Below are 17,488 nucleotides of genomic sequence, written 5' to 3'. Positions count from 1 at the left end.
GACGAGCGGGCGGGGGCCTACTCCGCGAGACCGGAGTAGGCCACCACCCCGCGCTTCATGCGGGTGACCACGTCACGGGCGGTGCGCCGCAGCGGCGTGTCGCCGGCAGCGTCGGCGACCTGGCCGGCGAGGTCGAGCAGCTGCTTCATCCGGCGCACGAAGTCACCGGCCGACATGCCGGTGTCGGCCAGGACGTCGTCGAGGTCGTCGCCCTCGCACCACCGGTAGGCGATCCAGGCGAAGCCGAGGTCGGGCTGGCGCAGGTAGGCGAGCCCGTGGTCCTTCTCCAGCCGGTCGAGCTCCCCCCAGAGCCGCACGGTGCCCTCCATGGCCTCCCGGGACCCGCCGCCGGGCAGGCGGGGTGAGGCGGCGTCCTCGGCCCGGCGGGCCTCGAAGACCAGCGCGGAGAGCGCTGCGGCCAGCCCGGAGGGCGACAGGTCGTCCCAGAGGCCGGCGCGCATGGCCTCGGCGGCCAGCAGGTCCATGTCGGAGTACAGCCGCATCAGACGTCGTCCGCGCTCGGTCACCCGGGCGTCGGCGCCGCCGTCGCCGGCGGGGGCGAGGTAGCCCAGCGCGGTCAGCACGTCGCACACGCGGTCGAACTGTCGGGCGACGGTGTTGGTGCGGTTCTCGACGCGCCGCTCGAGGGTGGCGGCGTCGCGCTGCAGCTTGAACCAGCGCTCGGCCCAGCGGGAGTGGTCCTCGCGGTCGGGGCAGTCGTGGCAGGGGTGCGCCTTGAGGTCGGCGCGCAGCTCGAGCACCTCCTCGTCGGCACCGGAGCGGGCCATCGCCGAGCGCCGGGAGCCGCCGTCGCCGTCACGGGGCAGGTCGCGGGTGCGCGCGTGCAACGCCGAGGCGAGGTCGCGGCGCATCTGCGGGTTGCGCCCGTTGAAGCTCTTCGGCACCCGCAGCCGCGTCAGCGCGGTCACCGGCGTCGGGAAGTCGATCATCGCCAGGCGGCGGGCCTGCCGGTCGGCGGTCACCACGTAGGGTCGCGGGCCCTCCTCCGACCAGCCGGGGTCCACGACCACGGCCAGCCCGGCGAACTTGCCGGTCGGCACCTGGATCACGTCGCCCACCCGCAGGTGGCGCAGCGACTCGACGGCCTCGGCCCGGCGGTCGGCCCGCTTCGCGCGGCTGGCGTCCTTCTCCACGTCGCTGATGCGGCGGCGCAGCGTCGCGTACTCCATGAAGTCGCCACGCGAGCAGGCGGCGGCCTCGGCGTAGCCGTCGAGGGCGTCCTGGCTCTTGCGCAGCTGGCGGGCCAGCCCGACGACGGCCTTGTCGGCCTGGAACTGCGCGAACGACAGCTCCAGCGTGGCGCGCGCCCGCTCCCGGCCGAACTGGTGGACCAGGTTGACCGCCATGTTGTACGACGGGCGGAACGACGAGCGCAGGGGGTAGGTGCGGGTCGAGGCCAGGCCGGCCACCTCGCGGGGGTTGGTGCCCGACTGCCACAGCACGACGCCGTGGCCCTCGGTGTCGAGGCCACGGCGACCCGCCCGGCCGGTGAGCTGGGTGTACTCCCCCGGCGTGATGTCGGCGTGGGTCTCGCCGTTCCACTTCGACAGCTTCTCGATCACCACGGTGCGGGCGGGCATGTTGATGCCGAGGGCCAGGGTCTCGGTCGCGAAGACGACCTTGCACAGCCCACGGGTGTAGAGCTCCTCGACCACCTGCTTGAACGCCGGGAGCATGCCGGCGTGGTGGGCGGCGACGCCGCGGGTGAGCCCCTCGAGGAAGTCGTGGTAGCCCAGCACGTGCAGGTCGTCCTGGGGCAGGTGGCGCGTGCTCTCCTCGACGAAGGAGTGGATGGTGTCGCGCTCCTCCGACGTGGTCAGCCGGATACCGGCGTTCAGGCACTGCGCCACGGCGGCGTCGCAGCCGACCCGGCTGAAGATGAAGACGATCGCCGGCAGCAGCCGCTCGCGCTCGAGGCGGTCGATGACGTCGTAGCGGCTGGGGGTCTGCACCCGGCGGTTGTTGCCGATCTGGCGGGGACCACCCTTGCCGCGCGCGCCCCGCGGGGTGCGCCGGTCCTTGATGCGGGTGGCGGCCCAGTCGTCGCGGGCCACCTTCATCAGCTCCTCGTTGACCGGGGCGCCCTCCTTGACGAACCCGGCGGCGGCGTCGACGTCGGAGGAGGCGAACAGGTCGAGCAGGCGGCGTCCGACCATCACGTGCTGGTATAGCGGCACCGGCCGCTTCTCCTCCACGATCGTGGTGGTGTCGCCGCGCACGGTCTCGAGCCACTCGCCGAACTCCTCGGCGTTCGACACCGTGGCCGACAGCGAGACCACCGACACCGACTCGGGCAGGTGGATGATGACCTCCTCCCACACCGCCCCGCGGGAGCGGTCGGCGAGGTAGTGCACCTCGTCCATGACCACGTAGCCCAGGCCGTTCAGCGTGCGCGAGCCGGAGTAGAGCATGTTCCGCAGCACCTCGGTCGTCATCACGACCACGGGCGCCTCGCCGTTCACGGTGTTGTCACCGGTGAGGAGCCCGACCTGGTCGGCGCCGTAGCGGGCCACCAGGTCCTGGTACTTCTGGTTCGACAGCGCCTTGATCGGCGTGGTGTAGAACGCCTTGCGGCCGGTCTGCAGCGCCAGGTGGATCGCGAACTCGCCCACGATCGTCTTGCCCGACCCGGTCGGCGCCGCCACCAGCACGCCGCGCCCGTCCTCGATCTCACGGCACGCGCGCAGCTGGAAGTCGTCGAGCGCGAAGTCGTACATCGCCTCGAAGTCGCGGACGACGGGGTGGTTGCGGTGCTGCCGGTAGGAGGCGTAGCGCTCGGCCGGGGTCATCTCGTCAGCCGTGCTCATGGCTCCAACCTACGGGGGCGCGCCACGCCCCGGCGTCACCGGCGTGGCTCGACGCCGAGGCGCAGCCGGGCGGTGTAGCGCTCCGGGGACGCCCCGACGGCCTTGGCCAGCCGGCCGAGCGCGTCGAGGACGAGGTCGGCGGTGAAGCTGCGCCCCGGTACGGCGAGGGTGAGCCGCCCGCGCGCGGCGCCGGTGGTCGGCGCGACGAGCAGCACCTGTCCGTGGCGCCACGCGAGGTGCGCGGCCGAGCGCACGGTGTCGGTGGCGACCGGCGCCGGGTGGGCGTCGTCCACGGCCAGCAGGTCGCACGGCAGGTCGCCGGACGGGACGCCGGGTGGACCGCCGTCGAGCCGCCCGGTGACGAGGTGTCCGCTGAGCACGCCGGACGCCGCGGTCCAGGTGACCTCGTCCTCCCCGAGCCACGCGGGCAGGTCGAAGGGGTCGACGTCGTCGAGGGCGACCGAGCGCGCAGCGTGGGAGGGGCCCGGGGTCACAGGGCGGAGATCTCGTCGGGCGAGAGCCCGGCGTTGATGCCGCGGGCCGCGCGGCGCCTGTCGTTGTAGCGCGCGATGATCTCGGAGATGAAGAACAGCACCACCATCGGCACGGCCATGAAGGTCATCGTGAACGGGTCGGTGGACGGCGTGGCGACGGCGGCGAAGAGGAACACGCCGATCACGATCCACGGACGGTGCGCACCCAGCGCCTTGCCGGAGACGACCCCGGCCAGGTTGAGCATCACCACGAACAGCGGGATCTCGAAGGCCACGCCGAAGACCAGCAGCGTGCGGCTGAAGAACTGGAGGTAGTCGTTGAACTCGATGAGGCTGGTGAGGTCGGCCGGGGTGAACCCGATCAGCACCTCGAGGCCCTTGGGCAGCGTGAGGTAGCCCAGGACGACGCCGGCGAGGAACAGCGGCCCGGCGATCGCGCTGAAGACCCGGGTCCACTTCCGCTCGTGGGGGTGCAGGCCCGGGAGGATGAACGCCCAGATCTGGTAGAGCCAGAACGGGCTGGTGAGCACCAGCGACGACAGGCCGCAGATCTTGAGGTAGAGCAGGAAGCCGCCGCCCGCACCCCCCACCGTGCCGAGGGTGGCGCCCTCGGGCAGGGTGTCCTGCGCCTTGCGGTAGGGGTCGTTGATCAGCTCGAACAGCTGCTCGTAGAAGAACAGCGAGATGACGAACCCGCCGACGGTGAACAGGACGACCTTCAGCAGCCGCGCGCGCAGCTCCCGGAGGTGGTCGGAGAGGGCCATGCGGCCGTCGGACCCGATGGGGTGGACGGGCTTGCCGACGAACAGCTTGGCGACACCGGTGATCGACACGAGCGGACGGGGGTGCCTGCGCTCAGCTGCGGTGCTGGTCGGTGGTGTGCTCGGTGACCGTCAGGTCCTCGACCGGCGTGGCGGTGGGGGCCGGCGACGGGGGCGGCAGCTCGGCGGTGACGGGCTTGGTCTCGCCCTGCGCGTCCTTGTCGTCGTCGTCCTTGAGGCCCTTGGTCTCGGCCTTGAAGATGCGCAGCGCCTGACCGGTGCCGCGGGCGAGGTCGGGCAGCTTGGCCGCACCGAAGACCAGGATGACGATCGCGAGGATGACGAGCCACTCCGCGCCCTGGGGCATGCCGATCATGGGGAGGAACATCAGGACCTTCTCTGTTGGGGGTGGTGCCGAGGTGTCGCCGGGAGGTGCCCGTGGGCACCCGGTGGGACGAGGCCAACTGTACGCCCCGTCACGTGTACAGACCCAGCGTCGCCTGTGCGGCGGCGGTGTACGAGTCGGTGAACTCTGAGTGGGCGCCGGGGTGGTCGCCGCCGGTCGCGACGACGCGCGCGTGGGGGGCCAGGCGCAGCAGCAGCCGGGTGAGCCAGCGCGGGTCGGCCACCAGCAGGTCGACCTCGAGGCTGCCGTCATCGTGGGTGCGCACGGCCTCGACCGGGTAGTACTCCACGACCCAGCGGGCGGCGGGGTCGAGGTGGAGCGTGACCGGCGTGGTCTCGGTGGAGCGCGTGAAGAGGCCGTCGGCCAGGTCACGGGGTGGTTCGGGCGCGCTCACGACAGGGTGTTCGGAGACCTCGGCCTCGCGGATGCGGTCGAGGCGGAACAACCGGGGCGCCTCGGCGGTGTGGCACCACGCATCGAGGTAGGCGAACCCCCCGGTCGACACCACCCCACGGGGGTCGACGGTGCGCTCCGACTCCTCGTCACGGGTCGGCACGTAGTAGGTCAGCCGCACCTGCCGGCCGCGGTCGGCGGCGTCCTGCAGGCGGGTGGCCAGCAGGGCCGTGTCGGTGTCGGCGCCGCCGGCCCCGGGGTCGATGCGGGGGGCAGCGCTGCCGGCGGCCGCGGCGGCCTCGAGCTTGGCCAGCGCGCGGTCGACGACCTCCCGGGTGTCGGGGCGCGCGCCGTTGCGCAGCGCCCGCAGCGCCACGATCACCGCCGTGGCCTCGGTGGGGGTCAGTCGCAGCGGGCGGGCGAGGTAGTCGGCATTGCTGACCCGCACGACGCCGTCGCCGTCGGGGTCCTCGAGGGCGTCGAGGTCGACGTCGATCAGGTCGTCGGGGAAGCCGCCGGGCAGGCCGCACATCAGCAGGACCTTGAGGTCCTTCAGCAGCTGGCGCGGCGCCACGCCGAGCGCCGCCGCGGCCTGGTCGAGGCGCACCTCGCCGTGCGCGTGCAGGTACGGCACCAGCGTCAGCAGGCGCGCGACCTGGTCCTTGGCCCCGGGGGCCGGGGTGCCGCTCACGGTGCCTCCTCCCCCGCGCCGGCGGTCGCGGGCTCCAGCGCGGCCCGCAGCCGCTCGATGACGGTGGCACGCAGCGCCAGCGGGGACTCCACGTAGACGTCGGCGCCGTGGCCGAGCACCTCGTCGGCCAGGCCGAGGGTGTCGCGGCGCAGCAGCAGCCGGTCCCACACGGTGGCGTCGTCGGGCCCGACGACGGCGGTCTCGATGGTGGCGGCGCTGCGGCGCAGCGGGTGCCCGGTGCCCCGGCGCACCAGCAGCACGGCGTCCTGCTCGACCGGCGCCGGCGCCAGGCGGCGGGCCACCGCGCTCACGTCGGTGCCGGGCGGCACCTCGTAGGACCCGGGCTCGCCGGCGGGCCGGGCGTCGCCCTCCACGCGCGAGAGCCGGAAGACCCGCTCCTCACCGCGGTCGGTGTCGAGACCGACGACGTACCAGCGACCGGAGTATCGGGTGACGCCCCACGGCTGCAGGTGGCGGGTGGTGACGGTGTCCTGGCCCGGGCGGCGGTAGTCGAAGACGACGGGGGTGCGCTCGGCGGTGGCCTCCCAGAACGCGTCGAACGACGGCTCGTCGGCGCTGAGCCGCGGCTCCACGATGTCGAGGGCGGCGACGTCGACGGGCACGCCCAGCGCGGTGAGCTTGCGCACCGCCTCGGTGGTGGCCTCCGCGAGCTTGGCGTGCTGCCAGACCCGGGTGGCCAGGCCCACCACCGACGCCTCGTCGGGGGTGAGGTCGATGTCGGGCAGCGCGAACTCGTCGGGGCGGATGCGGTAGCCCGGCTCGTCGTCGAAGTAGGCGTCGATGTTGCCGACCTCGATCGGGACGCCGAGGCTGCGCAGCTCGTCCTTGTCGCGCTCGAACATCTTCTCGAAGGCCTCGAGGGTGGAGCCGGGGTAGAGGATCGAGCGGATCCGCTCCTTGCTGACGAACTGGCGCTGGACCAGCAGCATGATCAGCAGGTTGAGCAGGCGCTCGCTCTTGCGGACGCTCACCCTGCTCCGACGACGTCGATGAGGAAGTAGATGGTGTCGGTGCCCTCGATGCCGGCGTCGGGGCTGCCCTTCGCGCCGTAGCCGAGCTCGGGCGGGATCGCCAGCACGACCCGCGAGCCGACCGGCACGCCCTCCAGGCCCTGGCTCCAGCCCTCCACCAGGCCGGCCAGCGGGCTGGTGAGGTAGGCCGCGTCGCCGTAGTTGCCGTCGAACGGCTTGGCCTTGGCGTAGACCTGGCCGAGGTACTTGGCCTGGATGGTGTCGTCGGCGGCCAGCTCGGGCCCGGTGCCCTCCTCGAGCACGTAGGTGCGCAGCTCGCCGGTGGGCCGCGGGGTGCCCTTGAACCGCATCGCGGTGGGCGTGCCCTCGCCGTCGAGCTCCAGGTCGGGGGTCCAGGCCGGGCCGTCCTCGGCGTACGGCGCGGTGACCTCGTAGGGCCCGACGATGTCGAAGACCATGACCACGGAGTCCTGGTTGCCGATGCCGAGGCTGGGCTGTCCCCCGCCCTCGAAGGGGCCCTCGGCGTTGAACGCCACCGCGACGCGGGAGCCGACGGTCTGGCCCACGAGCGGCTCGGTGAAGACCGGCACGGTGTCGGTGGCGCCGAGGTCGAGCTCCTGCGGCGTGCCGCCCTCCTCGTAGGTGGAGTAGGTCTGCGACGACGAGAAGCCGTTGCCGACCCAGAAGTTGACCAGCGCGGTGTCGTCGGCGGTGAGCTCGGGGCCGTCGCCCTCCACGAGGGTCTCCACCTGGAGGTCGGCCTCGGGGTCGATGCTGAGCTCGTCGGTCCACTCGACCTCGGGGGCGGTGCCGACGTCGCCGGTGATGCTCACCGCCTCGAGCCCGGTCGAGGCGCCCTCACCGGAGTCGTCGCCGCAGGCCACGAGGGCGGGGGCGACGAGGAGCGGGAGCAGCAGGGCCAGCGGCCTGCGGAGGCGTCGGGACACCGGGACTTCCTTCACGTGACGACCGTCGGGCCCGGTGGTGACCGGTGACCCCTGAGCGACCTGCATCCTACGAGGCCCGACCCCGGCCCTCGCCGCTGCCCGCGCCGGGCCGGCGCTGTTGTCGTGCCGGGGTGGCTCACATGCCGTCGACGAGGCGCTGCACGCGCTCGTCGTGGGCACGGAACGGGTCCTTGCACAGCACGGTGCGCTGCGCCTGGTCGTTGAGCTTGAGGTGCACCCAGTCGACGGTGAAGTCGCGGCGGTGCTCCTGCGCGGCGCGGATGAACTCCCCGCGCAGTCGGGCGCGGGTGGTCTGCGGCGGCACCGACTTGGCCTCGAAGATCTTCAGGTCGGTGCTGACCCGGGCCACCGCCCCCCGCTTCTCCAGCAGGTAGTAGAGCCCGCGGCCGCGGTGGATGTCGTGGTAGGCGAGGTCGAGCTGGGCGACGCGCGGGTGGCTCAGTGCCAGGCCGTGCTTGGCGCGGTAGCGGTCGATGAGCTTCCACTTGATCACCCAGTCGAGCTCCCGGTCGACCAGGCCGAGGTCGTCGGACTCCACGGCCTTGAGGCCGCGCTCCCACAGGTCGAGCGCCCGCTCGATCAGCGGGGTGCTGATCTCACGGCGGTCCACGAAGTCGCGGGCCTTGGCGAGGTACTCCCCCTGGATCTCCAGCGCGCTGGCCTCGCGGCCGTTGGCCAGGCGCACCTTGCGGCGTCCGGTCATGTCGTGGGAGATCTCCCGGATGGCGCGGATGGGGTTCTCCATCGTGAGGTCGCGCATCACCACGCCCTCCTCGATCATCCGCAGCACCAGGTCGCAGGAGGCCACCTTGAGCATCGTGGTGGTCTCGCTCATGTTGGAGTCGCCCACGATCACGTGCAGGCGGCGGTACTTCTCGGCGTCGGCGTGCGGCTCGTCGCGGGTGTTGATGATGGGGCGGCTGCGGGTGGTGGCGCTGCTCACGCCCTCCCAGATGTGCTCGGCGCGCTGGGAGACCGAGTACGACGCCCCGCGCGGGGTCTGGGTGACCTTGCCGGCGCCCACCACGATCTGGCGGGTGACCAGGAACGGGATCAGGATGTCGGCGAGCCGGGAGAACTCACCGGCGCGGCCGACGAGGTAGTTCTCGTGGCAGCCGTAGGAGTTGCCGGCGGAGTCGGTGTTGTTCTTGAACAGGTAGATCTCGCCGGCGATGCCCTCGTCGTGCAGGCGCTGCTCGGCGTCGAGCAGCAGCCCCTCGAGGACCCGCTCGCCGGCCTTGTCGTGGGTGACCAGCTCGGCGATGTCGTCGCACTCGGGCGTGGCGTACTCGGGGTGGCTGCCGACGTCGAGGTAGAGCCGGGCGCCGTTGCGCAGGAACACGTTGCTGCTGCGGCCCCAGCTGACCACCTTGCGGAACAGGTAGCGCGCCACCTCGTCGGGGCTGAGCCGGCGTTGCCCCTTGAACGTGCACGTGACGCCGTACTCGTTCTCGATCCCGAAGATGCGCCGGTCCATGTCCGCACACTACGTCGGCCCCTGACGGATCGGGGTCGAACCGCCGGGGGCCGAGGGGTGCCGGGTCGCGCACGGCGACGCGCGATCGCCGCAGCGGGTGCGCTCAGGGCGCGATCGGCGGCTCCCCGGCCGAGCCCAGGACGTCGGGGCTGGTGCTCTCCCCCGCGCCCGGCGACGGCTCGGCCGAGGCGCGCTCGCCCAGCAGCGTCTCGAGGCGGGCCGGGCTGAGCCGCACGAACTTGCGCTGCTGCGCACGGGTGCGGTCGAGGACGGCCACCTCCAGGTCGCGGGTGGCGATCACGCGGTCGGCGGTGTCACCCGCGTCGCCGGCGGTGCTGCCGCCCGCCGACCCCGCGGCGTCGGGGGTGTGGCCCAGCGCCGCCACGGCCACCCCGAGCGCGGTGGCGAGGTCGGCGCCCTCGGTGTAGCGCTCCTTGAGGTAGCCCGCCACCACGTCGGCCGCGCCGCCCATCACGGCGTACCCGTGCTCGTCGGCGACCTGGCCGTCGTAGGTGAGCCGGTAGAGCTGGTCGGCGGCCGGCTGGTCGCCGATCTCGGCGACGAACAGCTCCACCTCGTAGGGCTTCTCCGCGCCGCTGGAGAAGATCGTGCCGAGGGTCTGGGCGTAGGCGTTGGCCAGCGCACGGCCGGCGACGTCACGGCGGTCGTAGGCGTAGCCGCGCATGTCGGCCAGGCGGACGCCGGCGATGCGCAGGTTCTCGAACTCGTTGTAGCGGCCGACCGCGGCGAAGGCGATGCGGTCGTAAATCTCCGAGACCTTGTGCAGGGCCTGCGAGGGGTTCTCCGAGACGAACAGCACGCCGTCGGCGTACTGCACGGCCACCACGGAGCGGCCGCGGGCGATGCCCTTGCGCGCGAAGTCGGCCCGGTCCTTCATCTGCTGCTCGGGCGAGACGTAGAACGGCATGCTCATCGCAGACCCCCTCCGGTCAGCGGGGCGGTGGGCCCGTCGGGCTGCGACATGCGCCCGGCGATGACGCGGTCGGCCACGGCCGCCACGTCGTCCTCGGCCACCCGGCGCCCGCCCTCGGCGGTGATCAGGTGGACGATCGGGAAGATGCGGCGCGCGACGTCGGGCCCACCGGTGGCGGAGTCGTCGTCGGCGGCGTCGTACAGGGCCTGCACGGCGAGCACCACGACCTCCTCCTCCGACAGGTCGGGGCGGTAGAGCTTCTTCAGCGAGCCGCGGGCGAACATCGAGCCCGAGCCGACCGCGGTGAACCCGGTCTCCTCGTAGCGCCCGCCGGTCACGTCGTAGCTGAAGATGCGGCCGCGGGCGTCGCCCAGGTCGAAGCCGGCGAACAGCGGCACGACGGCCAGGCCCTGCATGGCCATGCCCAGGTTGGCGCGGATCAGCGCGGACAGCCGGTTGGCCTTGCCGTCGAGGGACAGCGTGGTGCCCTCGATCTTCTCGTAGTGCTCCAGCTCGGTCTGGAACAGCCGGATCATCTCGATGGCCAGGCCCGCGGTGCCGGCGATGCCGGCGGCGGAGTACTCGTCGGTGGCGAAGACCTTCTCGATGTCGCGCTGGGCGATGACGTTGCCCATGGTGGCGCGGCGGTCACCGGCCAGCAGCACACCGCCGGGGAAGGTGGCCGCGACGATGGTGGTGCCGTGGGGGGCCAGGTCGCCGGCTGCGCCCTGCGGCAGCGCCCGCCGTCCGGGCAGGAGGTCGGGGGCCTGCTCGGCCAGGAAGTCGCTGAACGACGACGCCCCCGGCTGCAGGTAGGCCGCGGGCAGGCGGGGGGAGGTCACTGGCCGCCCTTCTGGATGAACGACTTCACGAAGTCCTCGGCGTTGGTCTCGAGGACGTCGTCGATCTCGTCGAGGATGTCGTCGATGTCGGCGTCGAGGGCCTCCTTGCGCTCGGCGACGTCGGTCTCCGGCGCGGTCTCGACGCTCTCCTCGGTCTCCGAGGACTTGCGCGGCTGCTTCTGCTCCTGGGCCATGGTGGGACCCTAGCCGAGCGAGCGAGCGAGCAGCGGCGGCGAGGGACGAGCCGACGCGTGGGGAGCGAAGGTCGAGCAAGCCCCGCGACCGAGGAACGAGGTCGCGACGGGCGGGTCGAGACCACCGCAGCCGGCGCCGGGACCGGGCCGAGGGCAGGAACGCCGCGTGCGGGGGTGGTTTCGAGACGCTCGCTGGCGCTCGCTCCCGACCACCGGGGGCGCGGCGCTCGCTCCCGACCACCGAGCGAGGGTCAGCCCCGGGTGAGGGCGGTGAACAGGGCCTCGGCGGTGTCGCAGCGGTCGAGCAGCTCGCCGACGTGGGCGCGGCTGCCGCGCAGCGGGTCGATGGTCGGCACCCGCTGCAGCGAGTCGCGCCCGGGGAGGTCGAAGATCACCGAGTCCCAGGAGGCGGCGGCGACGTGCTCGGCGTACTTCTCCAGGCAGCGGCCGCGGAAGTAGGCCCGGGTGTCGACGGGCGGGTCGTGCATCGCGTCGTCGACGGAGGGCTGGTCGAGCAGACGCTCGATGCGCCCGGCGGCCAGCAACCGCTGGTAGAGCCCCTTCTCGGGGCGGATGTCGGAGTACTGCAGGTCGATCAGGGCCAGCTTGGCGTCGTCCCAATCGAGGCCGTCGCGTGAGCGGTACTGCTCGAGCAGCTTCAGCTTGGCCACCCAGTCGAGCTCGCCGGCGCACAGCATGGGGTCGCGCTCGAGGCGGTCGAGCACCGACTCCCACCGGGCGAGGACGTCGACGGTCTGCGGGTCGGCGTCGGCGCCCCAGCGGTCCTCGACGTACTTGCGGGCGAGGTCGAGGTACTCCAGCTGCAGCTGCACCGCGGTGAGGGTGCGCCCGTCGCGCAGGGTGACGAGGTGACGCAGCGTGGGGTCGTGGGAGACGGCCCGCAGCGCGGCCACCGGCCCGTCGACGGCGAGGTCGCGGTCGATGAACCGGTCCTCGATCATGGCCAGCACCAGCGAGGTGGTGCCGATCTTGAGGTAGGTGGAGACCTCGGCGAGGTTGGCGTCGCCGATGATGACGTGGAGCCGGCGGTACTTCTCGGGGTCGGCGTGGGGCTCGTCGCGGGTGTTGATGATGGGGCGCTTCAGCGTGGTCTCGAGGCCCACCTCGACCTCGAAGAAGTCGGCGCGCTGGCTGACCTGGAAGCCGTGACGGCGCCCGTCCTGGCCGATCCCGACGCGGCCGGCGCCGGTGACGACCTGGCGGCTGACGAAGAACGGCGTGAGGTGCTTGACGATCTCGGCGAACGGCGTGGAGCGGCGCATCAGGTAGTTCTCGTGGGCGCCGTAGGAGGCGCCCTTGCCGTCGGTGTTGTTCTTGTAGAGCAGGATCGGCGACCCGCCGGGCAGCTGGGCGGCGCGACGCTGGGCGTCGAGCATCACCTGCTCGCCGGCCTTGTCCCAGCGCACGATGTCGAGCGGGGTGGTGACCTCGGGGGTGGAGTACTCCGGGTGGGCGTGGTCGACGTACAGCCGGGCGCCGTTGGTGAGGATGATGTTGGCCAGGCCGAGGTCCTCGTCGGTGAGCTGCGAGGCGTCGGCCACCTGGCGCGACATGTCGAAGCCGCGGGCGTCGCGCAGGGGCGACTCCTCCTCGAAGTCCCACCGGGCGCGGCGCGCCCGCACCGTGGCCGAGGCGTAGGCGTTCACCACCTGCGACGACGCCACCATCGGGTTGGCGTGGGGCTGGCCGGTCACCGCGATGCCGTACTCGACCTCGGTGCCCATGACCCGTCGCACGCTCATGCTCCGAGCCTACGGCCCCCCACCCCCGCCGGCACCGCCTCACGGCGCCGGACGACCCGCCGGTGGGGTGGCGGGAGCGGGCGGTTTCCCCGGCCGGCCGGGGAAACCGGAACATGGCGGCGGAAATTTCAGCCGCCGAGTGGCAGTTTCCGCCGCCATGTCACCGCTGCGTGACCGCCGGGCTCCCACCCGGGAACGTCGGGCCGTGTCCGCGAGCCTGGAACCGGTCGAGGGGTGGGTGCCAGGTGGGAGCGGGCGGTTTCCCCGGCCGGCCGGGGAAACCGGAACATGGCAGCGGAAACTTCAGCCACCGTGTGGCAACTCTCGGCCAAGTCGCGCCCGACGACCCGGCGGGGGACGTCGGGCGGGGGCGCCACAGGGGTCTGGGCACGCGGGTCACGGCCTCGCAGGCTCAGCCGTGCCGCTCACTCGACGACCACCCACACCTGTGCCGCTGGCGCGTCACAGGGGTCTCTACACGCGGGTCACGGCCTCGCAGGCTCAGCCGTGCCGCTCGCTCGACCACCCGCACCTGTGCCGCTGGCGCGTCACAGGTACTGCCCGGTGTTGGCGACGGTGTCGATGGAGCGACCCGGCTCGGTGCCCTGCTTGCCGGTGATCAGGGTGCGGATGAACACGATCCGCTCGCCCTTCTTGCCGGAGATGCGCGCCCAGTCGTCGGGGTTGGTGGTGTTGGGGAGGTCCTCGTTCTCCTTGAACTCGTCGACGCACGCCTGGAGCATGTGCGAGACCCGCAGGCCGCGCTGGTCGTGGTCGAGCAGGTCCTTGATCGCCATCTTCTTGGCGCGGTCGACGATGTTCTGGATCATCGCGCCGGAGTTGAAGTCCTTGAAGTACAGGACCTCCTTGTCACCGTTGGCGTAGGTGACCTCGAGGAAGCGGTTCTCCTCGGTCTCGGTGTACATCCGCTCCACGGTGGCCCGGATCATGCCGGCCACGCAGGCGTCGCGGTCACCGCCGAACTCGGCGAGGTCGTCGGCGTGCAGCGGCAGCGAGGTCTTGAGGTACTTGCTGAAGATGTCGCGCGCCGACTCGGCGTCGGGACGCTCGATCTTGATCTTCACGTCGAGGCGGCCGGGACGCAGGATCGCGGGGTCGATCATGTCCTCGCGGTTCGAGGCCCCGATGACCAGGACGTTCTCCAGCAGCTCGACGCCGTCGATCTCGCTGAGCAGCTGCGGGACGATGGTGTTCTCGACGTCGGAGGAGACGCCGGAGCCGCGGGTGCGGAACAGCGAGTCCATCTCGTCGAAGAACACGATGACCGGCGTGCCGGTGCTGGCCTTCTCCCGGGCCCGCTGGAACACCAGGCGGATGTGGCGCTCGGTCTCGCCGACGTACTTGTTGAGCAGCTCGGGGCCCTTGATGTTGAGGAAGTACGACTTCCCCTCCTGGCCCGTGCGGGCCGCGACCTTCTTGGCCAGGCTGTTGGCGACCGCCTTGGCGATCAGCGTCTTGCCGCAGCCGGGCGGGCCGTAGAGCAGCACGCCCTTGGGCGGCTTGAGCTCGTGCTCCTTGAACAGCTCGGGGTGGAGGTAGGGCAGCTCGACGGCGTCCTGGATCATCTCGATCTGACCGCCGAGGCCGCCGATCGACTCGTAGGCGATGTCGGGCACCTCCTCGAGGACGAGCTCCTCGACCTCCGACTTCGGCACCTTCTCGTAGACGTGGCCGGCGCGGGAGTCGAGCAGCAGCGAGTCGCCGGCGCGGATGGTGTCGCGCAGCAGCGGCTCGGCGAGGCGCACGACGCGCTCCTCGTCGGCGTTGGCGATGACCAGCGCGCGCTCGCCGTCGGCGAGCAGCTCTTTGAACATCACGACCTCGCCGACGTCCTCGAAGTCGAGGGCGGCCACCACGTTGAGGGCCTCGTTGAGCATGACCTCCTGGCCGCGGCGCAGCTCGTCGAGGTCGACGTCGGGGCTCACGGTCACCCGCAGCTTGCGCCCTCCGGTGAACACGTCGATCGAGTCGTCGTCGTTGCGGGAGAGGAACGTGCCGAAGCCGGCCGGCGGCTGCGCGAGCCGGTCGACCTCCTCCTTGAGCTTGAGGATCTGGTCGCGGGCCTCGCGCAGCGTCTGGGCGAGGCGCTCGTTCTGCGACGTCACCGCGGCCAGGGAGCGCTGGGTGTCGGCGAGGCGCAGGTCGAGCCCGCGGGCGCTGCCGGGGCTGTCGGTGAGCCGGCGGCGCAGGTCGGCGACCTCGCGCTCCAAGGAGCGCACCTGGCCCACGAGCTCCTCGGGGCTCGCGCCACCCGTGCCGTACGGACTCGAACTCGACTGGTGATCGGACGTCATCAGCGCACCTCCATCTGGTGGCGACACTACCCGCGGCGGCGCGTCAGGGAAGGGCGGATCCCACGGTGTCGGTCACGATTCGGTCGCGGGTGCGTCGGCCTCCGGCGGAGCGAGGTAGGTGTCGTCGGCGAGCACGTCGGGCGGGCGCGGACCGGCGTAGTCGGGGCCGTAGGCGCCGGGCGCCGGACGGCGGGTCTTGCGTGGCGGGCGCTCGCCGGGGGCCATCCGGCGTGCGGTCACCAGGAACGCGGTGTGCCCGATCATCTTGTGGCCCGGGCGCACGGCGAGCCCCTCGACGTGCCAGTCGCGCACCAGGGACTCCCACGCCTGCGGCTCGGTGAACCCGCCGTGGGCCCGCAGCGTCTCGACGAAGCGGGAGAGCTGCGTGGTGGTGGCGACGTAGGCGCACACGATGCCGCCGGGCACGAGCGCGGAGGCGGAGGCCTCGACGCACTCCCAGGGGGCGAGCATGTCGAGGATGACGCGGTCGACGCGCTCCCCCGAGGCCGGCAACGCCTCGGCGAGGTCGCCCAGCGTGAGCTCCCACGCCGGGTGGGTGGCGCCGTCGGGGGCGCCGAAGAACTGGCCCACGTTGCGCCTGGCCACCTCGGCGAACTCCTCGCGCCGCTCGAACGACAGCACCCGGCCGTAGGGGCCCACCGCACGCAGCAGCGAGCAGGTCAGCGCCCCGGAGCCGACGCCGGCCTCCACGACGCGCGCGCCCGGGAAGATGTCGGCCAGCGCCACGATCTGCGCGGCGTCCTTGGGGTAGACCACCGCGGCGCCGCGGGGCATGGACACCACGAACTCGGCCAGCAACGGACGGAACACCAGGTACTCCCCACCGGCCGAGGAGGCGAGGGTGAACCCCTCCTCCCGACCGATCAGGTCGTCGTGCTCGAGGTGGCCGCGGTTGGAGAAGAACCGCTTGCCCGGCACCAGCTCGAAGTTGTGCCGGCGGCCCTTGGTGTCGGTGAGGCGGACCCACTCCCCCGCACGCAGCGGACCGCGGTGCACGCCCGACCACGCCTCGGGCGGCACGTCGGGGTAGTCGATGTGCTGGCCGGTCGCCTGGGCCGGCTGCTGGGCCGGCTGCTCGGCCGGCTGCTCGGCCGGGACGCGCTCGTCGGTCGCGGGGGCGGGCTGGTCGGCGGGCTGGTCGGGCACGGCCGCGACCCTAGGCCATCACCGCCGCCGGGGCGGCTTCGTCACCGGGGCGGGGCCCGCGCCGGGGCGCACTCACGCGGTGGCGCGGAACGCCGCCTCGAGGTCGACGGTCGCCAGCACGCCCCAGAGCGCCCCGTCGGCGGTGACCACGACGTACTCCGAGGCCGGACGCCGGCCGATCGCGTCGAGCAGGCCCTCGCCGCGCAGGTCGGTGGGCAGGCGCAGACCGGTGTCGAGGGAGCGGGTGACGCTGGAGGTCGGCACCCACGGGCGGCGGTCCTCCGGGGTGGCCAGCAGGGCGGCCTCGTTGACCACGCCGACCGGGTCGCCGCCAGCGCCGGTGGTGACGATGCTGCCGGCCTGGGCCTCCTGGGCACGGCGCACCGCCTCCGAGAGCGGCAGGTCGGCCGGCACGGTCAGCGCGCGTCGGGCGAGGTCGCCGGCCACCAGGGCGGGCAGCCGTCGGCGCAGCCGGGCGTGGGCGATGGCGGCGCTCGACCCGCCCCAGAGGAAGGCCGCGACGACGAAGGCGAGCACCCAGTCGATGACATCGGGCGGCACCTCGGTCCAGCGCTCCTGGGCCAGCGGCCAGAACATGACGAGGACGGCGGTCACCCGCCCGCCCCAGCCGGCGACGATGGTGCCGCGGTGCTGGTTGCCGGTCAGGCCCCACACGGCGGCCTTCAGCACACGTCCGCCGTCGAGCGGGAGGCCCGGCACCAGGTTGAGGACGCCGACGACGAGGTTGGCCGCGGCGAGGGTCGCCACGGCCAGGCGCAGCAGCCCGTCGGGCATCACCAGCCAGAGCGCACCGGCGGCGACCCCCACCGCCAGGGACGTCAGGGGCCCGACCACCGCGATCCAGAACTCCTCGCGGGGGCGTCGCGACTCCTTGTCGATGGCGGTCATCCCGCCCAGGAAGTGCAGCGTGATCGAGGTGACCCGGTACCCGAAGCGCTGGGCCACCACGGCGTGGGAGGCCTCGTGCAGCAGCACCGAGCCGTAGAGCACCACGGCGAAGACCAGGCCCGCGACGTACTTCAGCGTGCCGAGCCCGGGCTGCACCCGCTCCACCGAGGGGGCCATGACCACCGCGATCAGGGCGGCGACCAGGAACCACGACGACGACACGAGGACGTCGCTGCCGGCCACGGTGCCGATCTTGAAGGTGCCGGCGGGCCGGGCGCGCGCGGGCGCGGGTCGGCCCGGATCGGGGTCGGGCCGCGGGCCGCTGTCGGACACACCCCGAGGCTATCCGACGGC

The 17,488-nt window shown here is 72.7% G+C and carries 15 protein-coding genes; all 15 read right to left on the bottom strand.

The annotated features are described in order from the left end of the window. Positions 1-17: 17 nt before the first annotated feature. The 15 genes from AC4OR8_RS16300 to AC4OR8_RS16230 all read right to left on the bottom strand — a co-directional run bounded on the left by AC4OR8_RS16300 (position 18) and on the right by AC4OR8_RS16230 (position 17,467). Entirely contained in the window at positions 18-2,828 is a 2,811-nt protein-coding gene (locus tag AC4OR8_RS16300) for a DEAD/DEAH box helicase (protein ID WP_492166641.1), read from the bottom strand. A 35-nt stretch (positions 2,829-2,863) separates the two neighbouring features. After that, positions 2,864-3,322, bottom strand: coding sequence for a hypothetical protein (locus AC4OR8_RS16295; protein ID WP_492166640.1), 459 nt, complete (start codon positions 3,320-3,322; stop codon positions 2,864-2,866). Continuing rightward, a complete protein-coding gene (gene tatC / locus AC4OR8_RS16290) occupies positions 3,319-4,155 on the bottom strand; it encodes a twin-arginine translocase subunit TatC (protein WP_492166639.1) in 837 nt (278 codons plus the stop codon). The genes AC4OR8_RS16295 and tatC overlap by 4 nt, the downstream gene beginning before the upstream one ends. A gap of 22 nt (positions 4,156-4,177) precedes the next feature. Continuing rightward, positions 4,178-4,471: a Sec-independent protein translocase subunit TatA gene (tatA, locus tag AC4OR8_RS16285; RefSeq protein ID WP_492166638.1), complete on the bottom strand. Its 294-nt coding sequence runs from the start codon at positions 4,469-4,471 to the stop codon at positions 4,178-4,180. Positions 4,472-4,559: 88 nt separating this feature from the next. Then, positions 4,560-5,573 (bottom strand): helix-turn-helix transcriptional regulator, encoded by a 1,014-nt coding sequence (locus AC4OR8_RS16280; RefSeq protein ID WP_492166637.1) that lies wholly within the window; start codon positions 5,571-5,573, stop codon positions 4,560-4,562. Further along, a complete protein-coding gene (locus AC4OR8_RS16275; protein ID WP_492166636.1) occupies positions 5,570-6,565 on the bottom strand; it encodes a helix-turn-helix transcriptional regulator in 996 nt (331 codons plus the stop codon). The genes AC4OR8_RS16280 and AC4OR8_RS16275 overlap by 4 nt, the downstream gene beginning before the upstream one ends. Then, the gene (locus AC4OR8_RS16270) at positions 6,562-7,512 is read right to left on the bottom strand and encodes an FKBP-type peptidyl-prolyl cis-trans isomerase (protein ID WP_492166635.1); all 951 of its coding nucleotides are present in this window, start codon (positions 7,510-7,512) and stop codon (positions 6,562-6,564) included. The genes AC4OR8_RS16275 and AC4OR8_RS16270 overlap by 4 nt, the downstream gene beginning before the upstream one ends. 136 nt (positions 7,513-7,648) lie before the next feature. Further along, positions 7,649-9,010, bottom strand: a complete 1,362-nt coding sequence (pafA, locus tag AC4OR8_RS16265) for a Pup--protein ligase (protein ID WP_492166634.1) — start codon at positions 9,008-9,010, stop codon at positions 7,649-7,651. 103 nt (positions 9,011-9,113) lie between these two features. Beyond that, a complete protein-coding gene (gene prcA, locus AC4OR8_RS16260; RefSeq protein WP_492166633.1) occupies positions 9,114-9,944 on the bottom strand; it encodes a proteasome subunit alpha in 831 nt (276 codons plus the stop codon). Beyond that, positions 9,941-10,786 (bottom strand): proteasome subunit beta, encoded by an 846-nt coding sequence (prcB, locus tag AC4OR8_RS16255; protein ID WP_492166632.1) that lies wholly within the window; start codon positions 10,784-10,786, stop codon positions 9,941-9,943. Before prcB ends, prcA begins: the two co-directional genes overlap by 4 nt. Beyond that, a complete protein-coding gene (locus tag AC4OR8_RS16250) occupies positions 10,783-10,980 on the bottom strand; it encodes a ubiquitin-like protein Pup (protein ID WP_492166631.1) in 198 nt (65 codons plus the stop codon). Before AC4OR8_RS16250 ends, prcB begins: the two co-directional genes overlap by 4 nt. Positions 10,981-11,231: 251 nt before the next feature. Continuing rightward, the gene (dop, locus tag AC4OR8_RS16245; RefSeq protein ID WP_492166630.1) at positions 11,232-12,743 is read right to left on the bottom strand and encodes a depupylase/deamidase Dop; all 1,512 of its coding nucleotides are present in this window, start codon (positions 12,741-12,743) and stop codon (positions 11,232-11,234) included. Between the two features lie 548 nt (positions 12,744-13,291). Beyond that, positions 13,292-15,058, bottom strand: a complete 1,767-nt coding sequence (gene arc / locus AC4OR8_RS16240) for a proteasome ATPase (RefSeq protein ID WP_492166629.1) — start codon at positions 15,056-15,058, stop codon at positions 13,292-13,294. A gap of 72 nt (positions 15,059-15,130) precedes the next feature. Continuing rightward, the gene (locus tag AC4OR8_RS16235; RefSeq protein WP_492166800.1) at positions 15,131-16,075 is read right to left on the bottom strand and encodes a tRNA (adenine-N1)-methyltransferase; all 945 of its coding nucleotides are present in this window, start codon (positions 16,073-16,075) and stop codon (positions 15,131-15,133) included. A 222-nt stretch (positions 16,076-16,297) separates the two neighbouring features. Next, entirely contained in the window at positions 16,298-17,467 is a 1,170-nt protein-coding gene (locus AC4OR8_RS16230; protein WP_492166628.1) for a site-2 protease family protein, read from the bottom strand. Positions 17,468-17,488 lie beyond the last annotated feature (21 nt).

It is taken from the genome of Nocardioides sp. FY1077 (assembly GCF_058681775.1).
The sequence above is the reverse complement of the archived record's forward strand: the minus strand, read 5'-3'. Positions and strand labels throughout refer to the sequence as shown.

What these genes read in the sequence shown, in the direction of transcription:
- AC4OR8_RS16300 (WP_492166641.1), bottom strand. Translation starts at nt 2,828, where the DNA reads ATGAGCACGGCTGACGAGATGACCCCGGCCGAGCGCTACGCCTCCTAC.
- tatA (WP_492166638.1), bottom strand. Translation starts at nt 4,471, where the DNA reads ATGTTCCTCCCCATGATCGGCATGCCCCAGGGCGCGGAGTGGCTCGTC.
- AC4OR8_RS16250 (WP_492166631.1), bottom strand. Translation starts at nt 10,980, where the DNA reads ATGGCCCAGGAGCAGAAGCAGCCGCGCAAGTCCTCGGAGACCGAGGAG.
- prcA (WP_492166633.1), bottom strand. Translation starts at nt 9,944, where the DNA reads ATGAGCATGCCGTTCTACGTCTCGCCCGAGCAGCAGATGAAGGACCGG.
- dop (WP_492166630.1), bottom strand. Translation starts at nt 12,743, where the DNA reads ATGAGCGTGCGACGGGTCATGGGCACCGAGGTCGAGTACGGCATCGCG.
- pafA (WP_492166634.1), bottom strand. Translation starts at nt 9,010, where the DNA reads ATGGACCGGCGCATCTTCGGGATCGAGAACGAGTACGGCGTCACGTGC.
- arc (WP_492166629.1), bottom strand. Translation starts at nt 15,058, where the DNA reads ATGACGTCCGATCACCAGTCGAGTTCGAGTCCGTACGGCACGGGTGGC.